16 protein-coding genes and 1 riboswitch are annotated in these 17,885 nt (G+C 26.9%); of the genes, 15 read left to right on the top strand and 1 reads right to left on the bottom strand.

The window, feature by feature from the left end; genetic code table 11:
- Positions 1–8: 8 nt before the first annotated feature.
- From flhA to CHF27_RS02620, 10 genes are all read left to right on the top strand, one after another.
- Positions 9–2,066, top strand: a complete 2,058-nt coding sequence (flhA, locus tag CHF27_RS02575) for a flagellar biosynthesis protein FlhA (RefSeq protein ID WP_095405930.1) — start codon at positions 9–11, stop codon at positions 2,064–2,066.
- A 19-nt stretch (positions 2,067–2,085) separates the two neighbouring features.
- A complete protein-coding gene (locus CHF27_RS02580) occupies positions 2,086–2,796 on the top strand; it encodes a sigma-70 family RNA polymerase sigma factor (RefSeq protein WP_095405931.1) in 711 nt (236 codons plus the stop codon).
- Positions 2,797–2,815: 19 nt separating this feature from the next.
- A complete protein-coding gene (locus CHF27_RS02585) occupies positions 2,816–3,586 on the top strand; it encodes a flagellar hook-basal body complex protein (protein WP_095405932.1) in 771 nt (256 codons plus the stop codon).
- Between the two features lie 16 nt (positions 3,587–3,602).
- Complete coding sequence (locus CHF27_RS02590) at positions 3,603–4,364, top strand: flagellar hook-basal body complex protein (RefSeq protein WP_095405933.1); 762 nt, start codon at positions 3,603–3,605, stop codon at positions 4,362–4,364.
- A gap of 32 nt (positions 4,365–4,396) precedes the next feature.
- Positions 4,397–4,660: a FliM/FliN family flagellar motor switch protein gene (locus tag CHF27_RS02595; RefSeq protein WP_095405934.1), complete on the top strand. Its 264-nt coding sequence runs from the start codon at positions 4,397–4,399 to the stop codon at positions 4,658–4,660.
- Positions 4,661–4,706: 46 nt separating this feature from the next.
- Complete coding sequence (locus CHF27_RS02600) at positions 4,707–5,825, top strand: hypothetical protein (protein WP_095405935.1); 1,119 nt, start codon at positions 4,707–4,709, stop codon at positions 5,823–5,825.
- 194 nt (positions 5,826–6,019) lie between these two features.
- On the top strand, positions 6,020–6,451 hold the full coding sequence (locus CHF27_RS02605) for a MarR family winged helix-turn-helix transcriptional regulator (RefSeq protein WP_095405936.1): 432 nt from the start codon (positions 6,020–6,022) through the stop codon (positions 6,449–6,451).
- Positions 6,452–6,453: 2 nt separating this feature from the next.
- Positions 6,454–6,849, top strand: coding sequence for an HsmA family protein (locus CHF27_RS02610; protein ID WP_095405937.1), 396 nt, complete (start codon positions 6,454–6,456; stop codon positions 6,847–6,849).
- A gap of 193 nt (positions 6,850–7,042) precedes the next feature.
- Complete coding sequence (locus CHF27_RS02615) at positions 7,043–7,741, top strand: response regulator transcription factor (RefSeq protein ID WP_095405938.1); 699 nt, start codon at positions 7,043–7,045, stop codon at positions 7,739–7,741.
- 12 nt (positions 7,742–7,753) lie between these two features.
- Positions 7,754–9,724, top strand: coding sequence for a HAMP domain-containing sensor histidine kinase (locus tag CHF27_RS02620; RefSeq protein WP_095405939.1), 1,971 nt, complete (start codon positions 7,754–7,756; stop codon positions 9,722–9,724).
- 64 nt (positions 9,725–9,788) lie between these two features.
- Here CHF27_RS02620 and CHF27_RS02625 read toward each other — a convergent pair whose 3' ends face one another.
- A complete protein-coding gene (locus CHF27_RS02625; RefSeq protein ID WP_095405940.1) occupies positions 9,789–11,165 on the bottom strand; it encodes an alanine/glycine:cation symporter family protein in 1,377 nt (458 codons plus the stop codon).
- Positions 11,166–11,384: 219 nt separating this feature from the next.
- Positions 11,385–11,479: riboswitch (glycine riboswitch) on the bottom strand.
- Positions 11,480–11,899: 420 nt separating this feature from the next.
- Here CHF27_RS02625 and CHF27_RS02630 point away from each other — a divergent pair.
- From CHF27_RS02630 to CHF27_RS02650, 5 genes are all read left to right on the top strand, one after another.
- Positions 11,900–14,023 (top strand): DNA topoisomerase III, encoded by a 2,124-nt coding sequence (locus CHF27_RS02630; RefSeq protein ID WP_095405941.1) that lies wholly within the window; start codon positions 11,900–11,902, stop codon positions 14,021–14,023.
- A 235-nt stretch (positions 14,024–14,258) separates the two neighbouring features.
- Positions 14,259–15,287 carry a hypothetical protein gene (locus CHF27_RS02635; protein ID WP_095405942.1) on the top strand — a complete coding sequence of 343 codons (1,029 nt, stop codon included), beginning with the start codon at positions 14,259–14,261 and terminating at the stop codon, positions 15,285–15,287.
- Between the two features lie 37 nt (positions 15,288–15,324).
- Positions 15,325–16,212: an ABC transporter ATP-binding protein gene (locus CHF27_RS02640; RefSeq protein ID WP_095405943.1), complete on the top strand. Its 888-nt coding sequence runs from the start codon at positions 15,325–15,327 to the stop codon at positions 16,210–16,212.
- 2 nt (positions 16,213–16,214) lie between these two features.
- Positions 16,215–16,973, top strand: a complete 759-nt coding sequence (locus CHF27_RS02645; protein WP_095405944.1) for a hypothetical protein — start codon at positions 16,215–16,217, stop codon at positions 16,971–16,973.
- 186 nt (positions 16,974–17,159) lie between these two features.
- Positions 17,160–17,885 carry a response regulator transcription factor gene (locus tag CHF27_RS02650; protein WP_243444926.1) on the top strand — a complete coding sequence of 242 codons (726 nt, stop codon included), beginning with the start codon at positions 17,160–17,162 and terminating at the stop codon, positions 17,883–17,885.

Consider the following 17,885-nt stretch of genomic DNA (forward strand, 5'->3'; position numbering starts at 1 on the left):
GGTTTTAGATGGAAAAGTTTGATATAAAAAAAAGATTTGATGTATTGGTCAGTTTTGGAATTATAGGAATAGTGTTAATGATAATAATTCCTTTACCGCCGTTTTTATTAGATATATTATTATCTATTAATGTAGCATTATCTGTATTAATTTTACTATTAACTCTTTTTTCAACAAGTGTATTGCAATTATCAATATTTCCTACGATTTTGCTTGTAACAACATTATTTAGATTAGGACTTAACATATCCTCAACTAGACTTATATTAGGACAAGGATATGCAGGGAATGTAATTGAATCCTTTGGTAATTTCGTTGTTGGAGGAAATTATGTTGTAGGTATAATTATATTCTTAATAATAGTAATAATTCAGTTTGTTGTTATAACAAATGGTTCAGGTAGGGTATCTGAGGTATCAGCTAGATTTACACTAGATGCAATGCCAGGTAAACAAATGAGTATAGATGCAGATTTAAATGCAGGTATGATAGATGAAAAAACAGCTAGAAAAAGAAGAAGAGAGCTTCAACAAGAAGCAGATTTTTATGGTTCTATGGATGGGGCATCAAAATTCGTAAAAGGTGATGCTGTAGCAGGTATAATTGTAACTACTATAAATATCATTGGGGGAATTATAATAGGTGTAGTTATGCTTGGTATGAGTTTTGATGAATCAATTAAAACATATATAAGTCTTACAATAGGAGATGGACTTGTAAGTCAGATACCAGCACTTTTAATATCAGTTTCATCAGGTATATTAGTTACTAGAGCTGATAGTGATGAAAACTTTGGTACTTTAGTTGGACAGCAGTTATCTTCAGCACCGAAAGCATTGGCAATCACAGGAATAGTTTTAATTATATTAGGTCTTATGCCAGGGCTTCCAAAGTTATCATTTTTCACATTAGGACTAGCAGCTATACTTATAGCTTATATGTTGAATAAAGAGGATAAAGAATCAATAGAAAAATTAAATATAATAGAAGAAAATATAGAGTCAACTACAGGAACAAGAGAAGAAGCTGAAGATGTATCTACTCTTATAGATGTAGAACCAATAGAAGTTGAAATAGGATATGCTCTTATACCTTTAGCTGATGAAAGTAATGGTGGAGATTTACTTCAAAGAATAGTTTCGGTTAGAAGACAATGTGCTATAGATATGGGTATAGTTGTTCAGCCAATAAGAATAAGAGATAATCTTCAACTAAATCCAAATCAATATAGTTTAAAAATAAAAGGAAATGTAGTGGCAACTTACGACCTTATGCCAAACATGCTTTTATGTATGAATCCTATGGGACTTGAGTTTGATATGGAAGGTATAAAAGCAAAAGAACCTACATTTGGATTAGATGCTTTATGGATAAAAACAGATCAAGTAGAAGAAGCAGAATTAAATGGATTTACAGTTGTAGATCCAACAACAATTTTAGTTACTCATTTACTTGAAGTAATAAAATCTAAGTCACATGAGCTTATAGGAAGACAAGAAGTGAAAACTATAATTGATGCTACTAGGGAAAGATATGGTGCAGTTGTAGATGAACTTATTCCAGATCTTATGACTTTAGGAGAAGTTCAAAAAGTATTCCAAAATTTATTAAGAGAAAAAATAGCAATAAAAGATAGAGTAACTATATTAGAAACATTAGCAGATCATGCTAGAAATACTAAAGATATTGAACTACTTACTGAGTATGTAAGGATGGCTATGAATAGAAATATTTGTTCAGATTTGATAGACGAAAATAATTCTATAACAGTAGCTACATTATCTATGGACGTTGAAAATATGATAGGAAATAATTTACAAAGATCTGTTAATGGAACTTATCCAGCAGTAGATCCAGAAAGTACTAATAGAATTTTTTCAAGTATACAAAATTTAGTGGAGGAGATCAACTTCTACAATAATAGACCGATAATAGTAGTGTCTCCCAAAATAAGAGCTCCATTTAGAAAGTTAGTTGAAATGGTGTTCCCACATGTAACAATTTTATCATTAAATGAAATACCAAATGATATAAAAATAAAAGCACAGGGTGTAATTAATATATAGTAATGGGGGGGTTGATGACATGACTCTATTAAATCAAGAAGAACTTATAGTAAATAATATGCCTCTTGTTAAACATATTGCATCTAAATATTATACAAGCAAAATAGGTATGGAGTATGAAGACCTAGTAAGTTTAGGTGTACTAGGACTTATAGATGCAAGTAAAAAATTTGATGCCAATAGAGGTGTAAAATTTTCAACCTATGCATCTATTAGAATAGGATGTTTTATAATAGATGAGATAAGAAAACATTCACCAGTATCAAGACTTTATATAAGTAAAATAAATGAATATAATAAATCTGTTGAAGTTTTACAAAATCAACTTTTTAGAGAACCTACAATAGATGAACTATCAGAATACATGAATTTATCAAAAAAAGAGATAAGTGATATAAAAGTTAGACTATGTCACTTAAACACTACTTCTCTTGATAAAGTCATATCTGATGATGATCATGAAGTTAGATTAATAGATACTATAAAGGAAAAAAACACTTTATCACCAAGTGATATAGTAGAATCAGAAGAAAAAGTTGAAATATTAGCTAAAGCATTAGATATGCTTAAAGAAAAAGATAAATTAGTATTATCTTTATATTATTACGAAGAATTAACGCTAAAAGAAATTGGGGTAGTATTAGGAGTGTCAGAGTCTAGAGTATCACAAATACATAGTAGGGCAATAGCTAATTTAAGGACCATTATGGTGAAACTTAAATATATATAAATAAAAGGAGTGAAATATTATGTTAAGAGGACTTTATACATCTGTATCATCGATGATAAATTTGCAAGAAAGACAAAGTATTATAACCAATAATTTAGCTAATATAAATACAGTTGGATTTAAATCAGAAAATCTTGTATCTAAAGCTTTTAAAGAAGCAACTTTATCTAATAATGATAAATACGAAAATGGAGCATCTAAAAAGCAAGTTTTAGGAGATATGAGTTTTGGAGTTAGTATAGATGATACTACTACAAATTTTAATCAAGGAAATCATATTTCAACTGGAAACAATACTGATTTTGCAATTGGTGGAAATGGAATGTTTCAGATAAAGGATTTTTCAGGAAATACGTATTATACAAGAAATGGGTCTTTTAACATAAATAGCCAAGGATATCTTGTAACAGATGCAGGTCATAACGTTATGGGTAATAATAAAATGACGGGAGCATTAGAACCAATACATGTGGGTAATGAAAAAATTTCTGTATTGTCAAATAATAATATTAGTATTAATGGAGTAGAAAAATATAGTTTTGAAGTAGTTGATTTTAAAGATTATAATAGCTTAACTAAAGTTGGAGAAAATCTATATCATGGAGAAAATCCAGTACAAGCTACAAATTTTTCTGTAAAACAAGGATATTTAGAATCATCTAATGTTAACTCTGTAAATGAAACAGCATCACTTATGGAGACAATTAGAGAGTTTGAAGCTAGTCAAAAAATAATACAAACTATAGATTCTACACTTCAAAAAATTGCAAGTGAAATAGGACGAGTATAATAAGGGGTAGTTTAAAATGTACAATATATTAAGTAATAGTAAGTCAGGAATGATTGCAAGTCAAAATAAGGTAGATATAATATCTAGTAATGTAGTTAATGCAAACACAACTGGATATAAAAAATTAGAAATAGGATTTCTAGATTTATATACAGAAACTTTAGATAGAAAGTCTTATCCTGTAAATTCAAAAACTGCTAATACAGGTACAGGAGTAAAAACATCAGATGCTTTAAGAAATTTTTCTCAAGGTTCGTTAAAAAATACTGGTATAAAAACAAATATGGCTATAGATGGAGAAGGATTTTTTAGAGTTACAAAATCTGATGGAAGCTATGCATACACTAGGAATGGAGAGTTTAATGTAGATGCTTTAGGAAAATTAGTAGATGATAGTGGTAATGTACTTGATATTAAGTTTGAAAATAAAACAGGATATAATAATATAGATTTACAAAATGGAGATTTATCTATAAATAAATTAGGAGAAGTATTTGTAAATAGAAAAAAAGTTGGTAATATAGAACTATATTCTGCAATAGGAGATAATGATTTTTTACCAGCAGGAGATAGCTTATTTGTTCCTAGTAATGAAAATAATGTGATAACAGTTAATAAGAGTAATATAATACAAGGTCATATAGAAATGTCTAATGTTGAAATGCAACAAGAAATGACTGATTTAATTTTAGCTCAAAGAGCTCTTCAATTTAATAGTAAGGGTATCCAAGCTGTAGATGATATGTGGAGCATGGTAAATAACTTACAATCAAGATAATTATATAGCATAAAGAAAGAGGGGTAACTTATATGAATAATAACTACTCAAGGATTTTAGATATAGATTTAAGAGTAACAGCGATTTTAGGTAGAAGTAAAATGACATTAAAGGAAATATTTGAATTAACAAAAGGATCTTTGATAGAACTTGATACATTTTCAAATCAAGAAGTTGAAATATTAGTAAATGGTAAGAAAATAGGTTATGGTCAAGTGGTTGTAGTAGAACAAAATTTTGGTGTTAAAATTACAAAAATATTAGGCGAGGACGAACTAGCAAAAACTTTAGTTTAAATATCATGTAAATAATTACATCTAGAGAGGAGGATATCAGTTATATATGGCTAGAGGACTAAGAAGTAAATATAATAGCACTGGTGAGCGATGTGTAGATGCTTGCTTAAATTATGGGGAGTTAAGATACACAAAAGAAGATGGAAGTCCTACAAGAGTAGAGATTCCATGCGACAAATATGAAGAAGCGATAAGTGATTTTGATGAAAGAGTTAAAGATGGGATTACTCAAACCACAATAGATCCCAAAACTGTTTTGAATAGAGGCGCATTTACTTATTCTCAAGCAAAAAATATAGCCAATGAAGGAAAAATTAAAGGATTAGATTTTTTTGAAATTGACGGAAGTATAGAATGTGAGCATGTTTTAGGGATATCAGGAAGCATGGAGTATGCATTATCTATATGGAATGGAGATTCACCGGAAGATGCAGCAGCTAAAGGTGTATTAAGATCGATGCAAGTTTATGGAGATGATTTTATAAAAGAGCTAAGTTTAGATAATACAGTAGATACTGATGCTTATTATAGATTTGCTAAAAATGTATCTAGTGTAGGAACTATGTCAGATATAAAGCTTTATGATACACGTAATTTTGGAGCTTTTCATAATATACAGATAGAAGAATTAGAAGATAGACCAAAGTTTATTGAAAATATAGAGTTACCTTTAGGGATTACAGGAGCTGCTTTTGGATGGATAGTAGTACAAATATTAAATTATTTGGTGTTTAATATACAAAATAAGATAGCAATAATTGGAATTAGCTTAATTGCTATGTTAGCTGGATCTTTAACATTTATACATATAGCTAAATTTTTAATTAATAAATATGTAAAAAGCAATACAAAAACACTTATAGATATGTTTAATGAAGAAATTGAAAGAGCATGTATAGACAGCTTATTAACAGTAAAAGAAATAGAAATAATATTAAGAAATATAACAAAAGGTGAAATTTCAAAGTTACTTCTTGATTTAAAAGGTAGTGTAAACAAAAAAATATCTACAAATAGTATAGTAATGAAAGAAAGTAGATTTATACTAGATGCAAGAAGAATGGTTATACTTCCAGGAGAATTTGAAATTAAAGGAGCCTTAGATAAATTAGTAGGAACATACCAAGAAAAATTATCAAGTGAATATAATGTTAACAATGCATAGTAAATATCATTAAAAAAAGATTGTTTAAAGTAAAAAACTAAATTTAGCTTTTTACCTGAACAATCTTTTTTTATGCTCATTTACCTAAAATTGATTATTGACAAATACTAATAAAGCATTTAAAATAATGTTCATAATCTGAAAAGTTCGCATGCGAACTTATATGATACATTACTTTAATGGAGGTAAAATACATGAAATATGATTCGTTTGAAATAGCAATGCTTATAAAAGAAATATATTCAAGTACAATGGAAATAGTTAGTACAAGTTTAAAAGATAGTGGACTAACTCATCAGCAGATAATGATTATTAAGTTAATAGCACATAAAGGAGAAGTAAATATATCTGAGTTATGTGAGGAAATGTCTTTAGCAAAAGGAACAATATCAGGAATAGTTCAAAGATTAGAAAGTGCTGGATATGTAAAAAAAGTAAAATATGAAAAAGATAAAAGAAATACATATGTAGCCTTTTCAGATAAAGGTTTAGATTTTGCAAAAGAATTTAGAAATAAAATAAATGAAAGTTTTGATAAAATATTTGAAAATTTTACAGATGAAGAAATAACCGAAGTAAGAAAAAATTTATTGAAAATCAGAAATAAAATAAAGGAGAATAAATAAAAATGGACTTAAAATTAATTTTAGCGATAATAGCAATAACATTAGCTTTAGTATTTTATACAATAGGTGTGTTTGGAGAAAGAAGAGCAAAAAGCCTTAGTAAAAAGCACGTTATAATTTTCTGGTTAGGATTATTGTGTGACACAGTAGGAACATTAACGATGGGTCAAATAGCAAAATCAGGAATAGACATGATGAATTATACAAGTCAAATGATACATGGTGTAACAGGATTTTTAGCAATAGTATTAATGTTATTTCATGCAGCATGGGCAACATGGGTATTATACAAAAATGACAAAGATAAAAAAGCAACATTCCATAAATTTAGTATAACAGTATGGTTTATATGGTTAATACCATATGTAATAGGAATGTTCATGGGAATGTCTAATTAAATATTTTTACTTGTAAGAAATTCGTAAGATTTACATCTAATAGTTTGTAAGATTTAGCAATTAATATATATGTATAATATATTCACTTAAAAGAAAAGGATGTGAAATTATTGTATAATATATTTATAGAAAAAAATAAAATATCAGATAGTGGGTAAAAGGAAAAATTTATTAATTGGGAAGGAAAGTGAGTATGTATAATATATTGGTTGTTGATGATGATAAGGAAATAGTTGATTCAATAGAAATATATCTTAAAAATGAAGGATTTAATATATGTAAAGCTTATGATGGAATGAAGGCATTAGAAATCCTAGTAGAAAAAGAAATACATTTAATACTTATGGATATAATGATGCCAAAGTTAGACGGGATAAAAGCAACTATAAAGATAAGAGAAGAAAAAAATATACCTATAATACTTGTTTCAGCGAAAAGTGAAGATACAGATAAAATAATAGGGTTAAACATTGGTGCTGATGACTATATAACTAAGCCTTTTAATTTATTAGAACTTATAGCGAGAGTAAAATCAAATCTAAGAAGATATGTAGACTTAGGTAATTATAAAAAAGAAGATATTGATAAAGATGTATTAAAAAGTGGGGGATTAGAACTTAATACATCTACAAAAGAAGTTATTGTAGATGGAGAAAAAATAAGAGTAACTCCGATAGAATATAAAATACTTAAATTGTTATTATCTAACAAGGGTAGAGTATTTTCAATAGATGAGATATATGAAAGAGTATGGAAAGAGGAAAGCTTTAATGTTGAAAACACAGTAGCAGTACATATAAGAAGGATACGTGAAAAAATAGAAATAAATCCAAAGGAGCCAAGATACTTAAAGGTGGTGTGGGGTATTGGTTATAAGATTCAAAAAATTTAGAGGGGGAAATATATGAAGAAAAATAAAAAATTAAAAATTATTTTTTTGATTTTATCAATAATATCAGTAATAGTTGGAGCGATTTGTTCAGTTATATTAATAGATAGAGGAATATATAGAATAGTAACTGATGATTCATATAAAGAGAAACATATAATAGAAAAGGACTTTTATAAAAGTTATATGTTTAATGGAGAATTATTGCCAGATACAATTTATCAATTAAGTGATTCAGTATTAAATGTAGCTGACGGTCAAGAAGGACAAGAACAAAATGATATGAAAGAAATTAAAGAAAGCAATAGAGATTCTTTAAATTCTCTTAAAAATATGAAATTTTTAGCTTTAAATGAAAAAACAAAAGAAATTTTTACAAATACAGAATTTAAAAATATAGAAGAGTTTAAATCTAATATAAAAGGCTATTTAGATATAGATATAAATAGTAAAAATACTACTTTTACAAAGAAATTAGATAATAAAGTATACAATGAAAAGCAGTATTATACAGAAGAACTTTTCCAAGATAAAGATATAGAAATATATGCATCATTTCCTAAAAAAATAGAAAAGAACGATAAAATATTAAAGCAATATGATTATTATCAAAGAGAAATTAAATATGTTGAAATTGGCTTAGCAGTTATTATAACATCAGTAGTTTTATTTATTGTATCTATGATTTTATATAAAAAAATAAAAGTTGATATAATTGAAAAAGATGGGTTATTTTTAAAAATATATAATAAAATTCCTATGGAATTGAATTTTATAGCAATATATATTGTTATTATTTTTATGGCAGATAATTTTTATGATGATAAATTTTTATTATTAAGTATTTCACTTGTATTATTTAGTTATTTGTTTGTAACAATAAATCAATTTAAAGCATTTGATAAAAAAATAGATATATTAAAAACTAGTTATACGGTGAAATTAGGTATCTTATTGAGTAAACAAACAAAAAATGCAATTAAAGCTACTAAGAGAGTTCCTCTTATAAAGAGAATATTTGTTATAGGAGCAGTTTGTATAATTTTAAATATAGCATCAATTATATTTGGTCTATTTGGACCTTTTAGTGTTATTTTAATACCATTTACAACACTATCAGTATTTACGTATTATATTATAAAGAAGCTTACATATCTAAGTTATATAATAGAAGGAACTGAAAAAATAAAGAATGGTCAATTAAATTATAAAATACCTGTAATAGACAATGATAATTTTACGGTTCTAGCAGAAAATATAAACAATATAGGTGATGGATTAGATAAGGCAATAGAAGAACAAGTAAAAAGTGAGCGAATGAAATCAGAACTTATAACTAATGTTTCACATGATTTAAAAACTCCTTTAACATCTATAATTAACTATGTTGATTTAATAAAAAAAGAAGATAATATAGAGCCAGAGCATATAAGAGATTATGTAAATGTATTAGACTCAAAATCAAAAAGACTAAAAACATTAATAGAAGATTTATTTGAAGCAAGCAAAGCAAGTAGTGGAAATTTAGAACTTAATATGGAAAATATAGATTTAAATCAATTACTAATACAAAGTATTGGAGAAATGGAAGAAAAATTATCAAACGCTAAATTAGACATAAAATTAAATATGCCAGAAGATAAAGTATATATAAATGCTGATGGAAAAAGACTATATAGAGTACTTGAAAATTTATTATCAAATATAGCAAAATACTCATTAAGTAACACAAGAGTTTATATTGACCTTTATAAAGAGGATAATAATGTTAATTTAACTATGAAAAATATTTCTTCATATGAATTAAACTTTAATCCAGAAGAAATAGTGGAAAGATTCAAAAGAGCAGATGAATCAAGAAATACAGAAGGTAGTGGATTAGGGCTAGCTATTTCAAGAGACTTAGTAAAAATACAAGGTGGGAAATTCGATATCCAAATAGATGGAGATTTATTCAAAGTTCAACTAGAATTTGGTTCTATATAAAAAATAAAATAAAAAAACTTTGTGAAATAACCTAGAAAAGTATAGGTTAATCACAAAGTTTTTTTTATATAATATTTGAAGTTAAATCTTTTTTAGATTCTTTTGAGTCTAAATAATCCATATATAGTTTAGTTTCAGAAGCTACTACAGAAGATAAAGCAATTAAAGCTATTAAATTTGGGATAGCCATAAGACCATTTACTATATCTGCAATAATCCAAACCATTTCCAATTTTAAGAAAGCTCCAAGTAAAACCATAGCTACAAATAGAGCTCTATAACCATTAAGGCCCTTAACACCAAATAAGAATTCAAAACATCTTTCTCCATAATAACTCCAACCAAGTATAGTTGTAAAAGCAAATAAACTTAAGCTAAGAGTTAAAAATAAAGGACCAACTCCTGGAAGAACAGATTTAAATGCAGCTTGAGTCATTAAAGCACCGTTTAAATCAGATTGCCATACTCCAGAAAGTACAAGTGAAAAACCAGTAAGAGTACATATAATTAAACTATCTATAAATGTACCTGTCATAGATATAAGACCTTGCTCAGCTGGCCACTGTGTTTTGGCAGCAGCAGCTGCAATTGGTGCACTACCTAGACCAGATTCATTTGAGAATACACCACGAGCTATACCATTTCTAATTGCCATAGAAACTGTAGAACCTAAGAAACCACCCATAGCAGCTGTAGGAGTAAATGCACTTTTTACTATTAATACAAAAGTTGTAGGAATTTCTTTAAAGTAAGCAACTACAATTAATAAGCAAACTCCTATATAAATTATTGACATAGCTGGAACTACTTTAGTTGCAACATTAGATATACTTTTAAGACCTCCAAATACAACTAAAGCAACAAGTAATGCTAAAACAACACCTGTTATTTTGGGATTTATACCAAAACTTGCATTTATAGAATCTGTTATAGAGTTAACTTGAGTAAAAGTTCCTATTCCTAAAAGAGCTACTAATATACCACTTACAGCAAAAAATATTGCAAGAGGTCTAAATTTTTCACCCATACCATTTAAGATATAATACATTGGCCCTCCAGATATTTGACCATTTTTATCTTTAACTCTGTATTTTATAGCTAGAACACCTTCTGCGTATTTTGTTGCCATACCAAAGAATGCAGCAACCCACATCCAAAATAAAGCACCAGGTCCACCCGCTTTTAAAGCAGTAGCAACACCTACTATATTACCAGTACCAACAGTAGCAGCAAGAGCAGTACATAATGCTCCAAAGCTAGATATATCACCATTTCCTGAGTTTTCAGCTTTGAAAATTAATTTAAGTGCACGAGGCAATTTAGAAAGTTGTAAAAAACCAAGCTTTAGCGAAAATAGTATACCAGTACCAACTAGTAATACTAATAGGGGTGGTCCCCAAATAAATTTGTCAATTTTGTCTAAGATATCAATTAAATTCATAAAAAAACACTCCTTATTATTTTTTATGCATTACTAAATCAATAGAGTTTTAAATGAATCAATTGACAGGAATTTTAATAAAATATATTAATTATGGCTTAGTGAAATAAAAAAGGTATACCTTTAAATAACTAAATTTACAAAAGTTATTTAATGATACACCCTGGATTATACACTAATACACTACAAAGAAAAGTACAAAAAGTACCTAAAATTATAGTCTGTATCCCTGTCCTTTTGCCTGAGAGATTGAGCGTGTTGTTACTGCCTTGCCCCTTCGGCGCCCATTAATGGGTCTCTCCAGAGTTTCCTCAGCTTTACAGTCTTACTTTTTTATAAAAGTTCCTGAGAGTGTTACTCCTTCGGCGTGCCTAAATAGGCAACTCTTCTATAAAGCTTCAACGGATATTGATTTGTTATAGCATTATTTATAATTAATCATATACAAAGTTTTTTTTATTGTCAACAAAAAATTGAAATAATTAAAAAAACTATCATTACATTATAATAAATAATAAAAATATAAGTGGATTTATTTAACAATTTAACAAATAATAAAATAGTAAAATGAGTTATAATACAATTGAATTTTTGTTGATAATAAAATATAAAAGAGGTATTATTATGATATATTATTGCATTATAATTAAAAAAATTACTTAAATTAATAGAATTTAGATATTTAAATAAAATTAAATTAATAAAAAAAATTAAGTAAAAAGAAAGGTATTTATATGAGTAAAATATTAGTACTAGCTGAGAAACCTTCTGTAGGTAGAGATATAGCTAGAGTATTAGAATGTAAAAATGATAAAAATGGATATATAGAAGGAAGCAAATATATAGTTACATGGGCTTTGGGACATTTAGTGACGCTAGCTGATCCAGAGAGTTATGACCAAAAATATAAAGCTTGGAATATGGATGATTTACCAATACTTCCTAAATATTTAAAAACGGTAGTTATAAAAAAGAGTTCAAAACAATTTAATACAGTTAAAACATTATTAAATAGAGAAGATGTAACTGAAGTTGTAATAGCTACTGATGCTGGTCGTGAAGGCGAACTTGTTGCAAGATGGATAATAGAAAAATCACATATAAAGAAACCATTAAAACGTCTTTGGATTTCTTCAAGTACAGACAAAGCAATAAAAGAAGGATTTAGTAAATTAAAAGAAGGAAAAGAATATGATAATTTATATTATTCAGCGATAGCAAGAGCAGAAGCTGACTGGATAGTAGGAATAAATGCAACTCGTGCATTAACAACTAAGCATAATGCACAACTTTCTTGCGGAAGGGTTCAAACTCCAACAGTAGGAATGATTTTAAAAAGAGAAGAAGAAATTAGAAACTTTAAGCCAAAAGATTATTATGGGATACAAATAGATGCTATAAAAGGAAATAGTGATTTGAAATTCACATGGCACGATAAAAAAAATAATTCAACATCTAGCTTTAACAAAGAAAAAATAGAAGAAATATCAAATAAAATTCAAAATAAAGATATAGAAGTAGTTGAAGTAATTAAGTCTGATAAGAAAAAATATTCTCCAGCACTTTATGATTTAACGGAATTGCAAAGAGATGCTAATAAAATATTTGGATATTCAGCAAAAGAGACTTTATCTATAATGCAAAAACTATACGAACATCATAAAGTACTTACATATCCTAGAACAGATTCAAGATATTTAACTAGTGATATAGTAGAAACTTTAAAAGACAGAATAAAAGCTGTAAATGTTAGTGACTATTCAAAAGTTTGTAATAAACTATTAAAGACAAAGATAAATGCTAATAAATCATTTGTAGATAATTCTAAGGTAAGTGATCACCATGCTATTATACCGACAGAAGAAAAAGTATTCTTAGGAGACTTAAGTGAAAAAGAAAGAAGAATATATGATTTAGTTGTAAAAAGATTTTTAAGTGTATTATGTCCTCCGTTTGAATATACACAAACTATGGTAAAAGCAAAAATAGAAGATGAAGACTTTACTGCTAAAGGTAATAAGATAGTAAGCTTAGGATGGAAAGAAACATATAAAGACTTAGAGGATGAAGAGACATATGAAAGTATGCCTATGGTTAAAGAAAAAGATGTTCTTAAAGTAACTAAAGTAAAAGTTAATGCTGGAAAAACTAATCCGCCATCGTACTTAAATGAAGGTACACTTCTTACAGCTATGGAGAAAAATGGATTAGGAACTGTTGCTACGAGAGCTGATATAATAGAAAAATTATTTAATTCATTCTTAATAGAAAAGAAGGGCAAAGATATATATATAACTTCTAAAGGAAGACAATTGTTAGATTTAGTACCAGTAGATTTAAAAACTCCTGAGCTTACAGCTACATGGGAGAAGAAGCTTTTAGATATATCAAAAGGAAAGTTAAATAAAAGTGCATTTATAAATGATATGAAAGATTATTCTAAATCTGTAGTTAATGAAGTTAAAAATAGTGATAGTAAATTTAAACATGAAAACTTAACAAAAAATAGATGTCCAGAATGTGGAAAGTTTATGTTAGAAGTTAACGGAAAAAAAGGAAAAATGTTAGTTTGTGAAGATAGGGAATGTAACACTAGAAAAACTATATCTCAGGTTACAAATTCTAGATGTCCTAATTGTCATAAAAAATTAGAACTTCGTGGTGAAGGCGAGGGAAAAATATTTACTTGTCCTTGTGGATATAGAGAAAAATTATCTTCATTTAATAAAAGAAAACAAGAAGAGAAGAAAAAGGCATCTAAAAAAGATGTAAATAAATTTTTAAAAAATCAAAATAAGAATCAAGAAGTATTTAATAATCCTTTTGCTGAAGCATTAGCAAAACTTAATAAGAAGTAATTGATATAAAAACATAAAGTAATGAGTTTAAATAAGCTATCTTAAAAATCATAACTAAATTTAATCCAAAGTATTAGAGATTAAACAAAGGTTATAATTTAAGATAGCTTTTTGTATTACAATTTATTAAATTTAAAACAATTATAATTGTAAGGTTTATTTAAGGTTAAGTTTATGATGATGTAAATTTAGGAATATATAATAAGTTTGTAAGCAAGAGAGAGGAGAAAACAAGATGATAGGATGGGAAATTAAAAAGATTATAAAAAACAAATCATCAATAATAGCATTATTACTAATGAGTATTTTATTTTTACAATCTGTATTTGTAAAACCAATGCTAGAAACTCAAAATGAGTATTATGATGAAAAAAATAATAAATATGTAGTAGACAATAGAGATGGAGTAGAAATAGCAAGTGATAAACTAAGTAAAAAGGTATCTGAAATAAAAGAAACATCTAAACAAAACAGTGATTTGGCAACTGACAAATCAACAAATAAAATTATAAATAATGCAAAAGAAAAACTAAAGAAGGATAATGGGGAAAATTATCAAGATATAATATTTTATCAAGTATTTGAATCAAGAGCTACTTTCGCAATAGCGATATTACTCATTATAGCTATAATAGTTACTATTTCTTCAAATTTATATACAGATGAAAAATTATCTAATGTATCGCCTATAATTTTAGCATCAAAAAATAAGAAAAAAGTATTAAATTCAAAGCTTTTAATATCAATATTATTACCAATAGTTATATATGGAGTATATATAATGGTAGTATTTTTAGTAACCTCAGTTCAATATGGGTTACCTACAACTGGATATTTACAAGCATATAGAATAGCTAATATCCCAATGTTAGTGAACCCTATAAATATAAATGAATATATAGCTTGTGAGATAGGATTATTAATGATAGTACTTATAACTATATCAGTATTCTCAGGACTGTTTTCATTTATAACTGAAAACTCAGTACAATCTATATCAGCAATATTAATATTTATAGCATTAGGTAAATTATTAACACTTTTAAAATTCTTACCAAGTAAGTTATTAGGAATATTAGCACAAGGAAATTTTATAGATATAATTATGAGACAAAGTCAAATAGCAGGAAACTATTTAGGAGATATAACTTTATTTTCAAATAGTATAAGCATATCGATGGTATGTATTTTATTGATAGGTATAGTATTTATATTAGGAATAGCACTTAATATTTTTACATTTAAAAAAATAATTACAAAGTAAACTATAAAACTTATAAGAAAGATGATGGAGGTATAAAATGAATAATTTAGAAATAAAAAATTTAACAAAAACATATAAGCATAAAAATGCTAATGAAGATATAAATTTAAATTTAGATAGTGGTGTATATGGACTTTTAGGACCAAATGGGGCAGGTAAATCAACTTTTATGAAGCAGTTAGCAACAATAACAACTCCTAGTAGTGGAAAAATTTTATATAATGGAAAAGATATAAAATCTTTGGATGATGAATATAGAGATTTAATTGGTTATTTACCACAAGATTTTGATGCTTATAAAAACTTTAAAGCAAAAGAATTCTTAATGTATATGGCAGCTTTAAAAGGTCTAAAGAAAGATGAAGCTAAAAAAAGAGTAGAGGAACTTTTAAAATTAGTAGGACTTTATGAAGTTAGAAATAAATTAGTATCTAAGTTTTCTGGAGGTATGAAAAGAAGAGTAGGTATTGCTCAAGCATTAATTAATAACCCTAAAATTCTTATATTAGATGAACCAACAGCAGGACTTGATCCACAAGAAAGAGCAAGATTTAGAAATCTTTTATCAAATATAGGAACAGAAACAATAGTAATACTTTCAACTCACATAATTTCGGATATAGAGTCAGCAGCAAAAGAGACAATAATGATAAAAGATGGAAAATTATTATTAAAGGGAACTCATAAAGAAATATTAGAATCTATGGAGGGTAAGGTTTATACAATTACAACAAATGATGAAATTGAAATAAATGAAATACAAAGAAAATATAAAGTAGTTAATATAAATCGTGGTATGGAATACACACAAATAAGAGTTATAAGTGATACATTGCCTAAGTACACAAATACAACTTATACAGAACCTAAATTTGAAGATGTATATATGTTCTACTTTGAATTAGAAGATGCGAGGGAGGTATAATCATGTTATCAGTTATAAAAGCAGAAATTAAGAAAAATTTTAAAGTTGGAGTAATAATAGTTTGGTTGTTAGGAATGTTTTTATCATCTGCTTCAATATACACATTTAATATAAATGATGCTTATGCAGATTTATTCTTTAAATATTTTGGAATGGCTCCTATAATGGGATTGGCAATGTTTATGATGTTTTCAGGAAGTTTTATTCTTGAATATACATCAAATATGGATGGTTTAATAAAAGCTACTAAAAACGGTAAAAAACAATTAGTAATAAGTAAATTTATAGCAGCAGGTATTTCTGCAAGTATAATAAATTTATCTATGTTTTATGTTATGGCATATAAAGTTTTTTCAACATTTAAATTTGAAAAATTAGACATGTTATTAAAAAATCTTTGGTATTTTGGAAATAGTAACTCAAATATTACTGTTTTACAAATGGTAATTATAATGACTTTAACAGTTATACTAGGATCATTTTTAATAGCGTCAGTAGGATTATTTTTATCATCAATAAGTAAAAATGCAATAGTACCATTTTTAGCAGGTGGAGTATTGATGGGAGTACCTTATATGATGGAAATGAGAGGAGCTATGAATGGATTAGTTGTAAATATACCTTTGTTTGGAATGTATAGTTCAACATTAGTGAGATATAATGCACCTATAAGTGCATGGATAGCATTTTTAATAATAAGTATAGTAGGAATAATAGCTTTATATATGTTAGCGAAAAAATCATTTTTAAAAGAAAAATAAAATATTTACAATAAATACTGTCTTAGTTTTAATGTATAAAAGCATTAATATTAAGGCAGTAATTTTTTGTGGTTTAATTATAAAACTGTAATATTTGTTATGATATAGAATTGTATTTTTTGTGATATACTAAATAAAGGAAATTTAATAAATTTAAATAAGAATTGCTTAATGGGAGGACATACGGTGAATAATGTTATAAAAAAAAGTAAAATCTTAGTTGTAGATGATGAAGTAGAAATATTAAATTTAATAAAAACAGTTCTTACAAAAGAAGGATTTGAAAATATATTTATAGCTTCAACTGGTAAAGAAGGAATAGATATATTTGAAAGAGAAAATCCGGATTTGATTATATTAGATATAATGCTACCCGATATGAATGGATATGATATATGTAAAAAAATAAGAATAACATCAGATGCACCAGTGCTTTTCTTATCAGCTAAGGGAGAGGAATTAGATAGGGTATTAGGTTTAGCATTAGGGGCAGATGATTATATTACAAAGCCTTTTAGCTTAAAGGAATTATCACTTAGAGTAATGATTCAGTTAAAAAGAAGTCAAAGACAAATAAATACGCAAATAAAAGAAGATAAATCTAATATAATTAAAGTAGGACCTTTTGAGGCTGATGAAGAAAGAATGGAAGTAAAAAAGAGCGGAGAAGTTCTTGAATTAAAGCCTAAAGAATTAAAAATGTTTATTTATATGATGAAACGTAAAAATCAAATAATAAGTAAAGAAAAGTTTTGTGATGAAGTATGGGGAGAAGATTTTATAGGATTTGATAATACGATAATGGTTCATATTAGAAGGTTAAGAGAAAAAATAGAAGATAATCCATCATCACCTAAGTATATAGTGAATGTAAAAGGATTAGGTTATAAACTTTCTATAAAGGGTGAATAA

It is taken from the genome of Romboutsia maritimum (assembly GCF_002251085.2).
In the GTDB taxonomy this organism is placed as follows: Bacteria; Bacillota; Clostridia; order Peptostreptococcales; family Peptostreptococcaceae; genus Romboutsia_B; species Romboutsia_B maritimum.

Coding starts and splice junctions, on each gene's coding strand:
- flhA (WP_095405930.1), top strand. CDS start 9: ATGGAAAAGTTTGATATAAAAAAAAGATTTGATGTATTGGTCAGTTTT.
- CHF27_RS02580 (WP_095405931.1), top strand. CDS start 2,086: ATGACTCTATTAAATCAAGAAGAACTTATAGTAAATAATATGCCTCTT.
- CHF27_RS02585 (WP_095405932.1), top strand. CDS start 2,816: ATGTTAAGAGGACTTTATACATCTGTATCATCGATGATAAATTTGCAA.
- CHF27_RS02590 (WP_095405933.1), top strand. CDS start 3,603: ATGTACAATATATTAAGTAATAGTAAGTCAGGAATGATTGCAAGTCAA.
- CHF27_RS02595 (WP_095405934.1), top strand. CDS start 4,397: ATGAATAATAACTACTCAAGGATTTTAGATATAGATTTAAGAGTAACA.
- CHF27_RS02600 (WP_095405935.1), top strand. CDS start 4,707: ATGGCTAGAGGACTAAGAAGTAAATATAATAGCACTGGTGAGCGATGT.
- CHF27_RS02605 (WP_095405936.1), top strand. CDS start 6,020: ATGAAATATGATTCGTTTGAAATAGCAATGCTTATAAAAGAAATATAT.
- CHF27_RS02610 (WP_095405937.1), top strand. CDS start 6,454: ATGGACTTAAAATTAATTTTAGCGATAATAGCAATAACATTAGCTTTA.
- CHF27_RS02615 (WP_095405938.1), top strand. CDS start 7,043: ATGTATAATATATTGGTTGTTGATGATGATAAGGAAATAGTTGATTCA.
- CHF27_RS02620 (WP_095405939.1), top strand. CDS start 7,754: ATGAAGAAAAATAAAAAATTAAAAATTATTTTTTTGATTTTATCAATA.
- CHF27_RS02625 (WP_095405940.1), bottom strand. CDS start 11,165: ATGAATTTAATTGATATCTTAGACAAAATTGACAAATTTATTTGGGGA.
- CHF27_RS02630 (WP_095405941.1), top strand. CDS start 11,900: ATGAGTAAAATATTAGTACTAGCTGAGAAACCTTCTGTAGGTAGAGAT.
- CHF27_RS02635 (WP_095405942.1), top strand. CDS start 14,259: ATGATAGGATGGGAAATTAAAAAGATTATAAAAAACAAATCATCAATA.
- CHF27_RS02640 (WP_095405943.1), top strand. CDS start 15,325: ATGAATAATTTAGAAATAAAAAATTTAACAAAAACATATAAGCATAAA.
- CHF27_RS02645 (WP_095405944.1), top strand. CDS start 16,215: ATGTTATCAGTTATAAAAGCAGAAATTAAGAAAAATTTTAAAGTTGGA.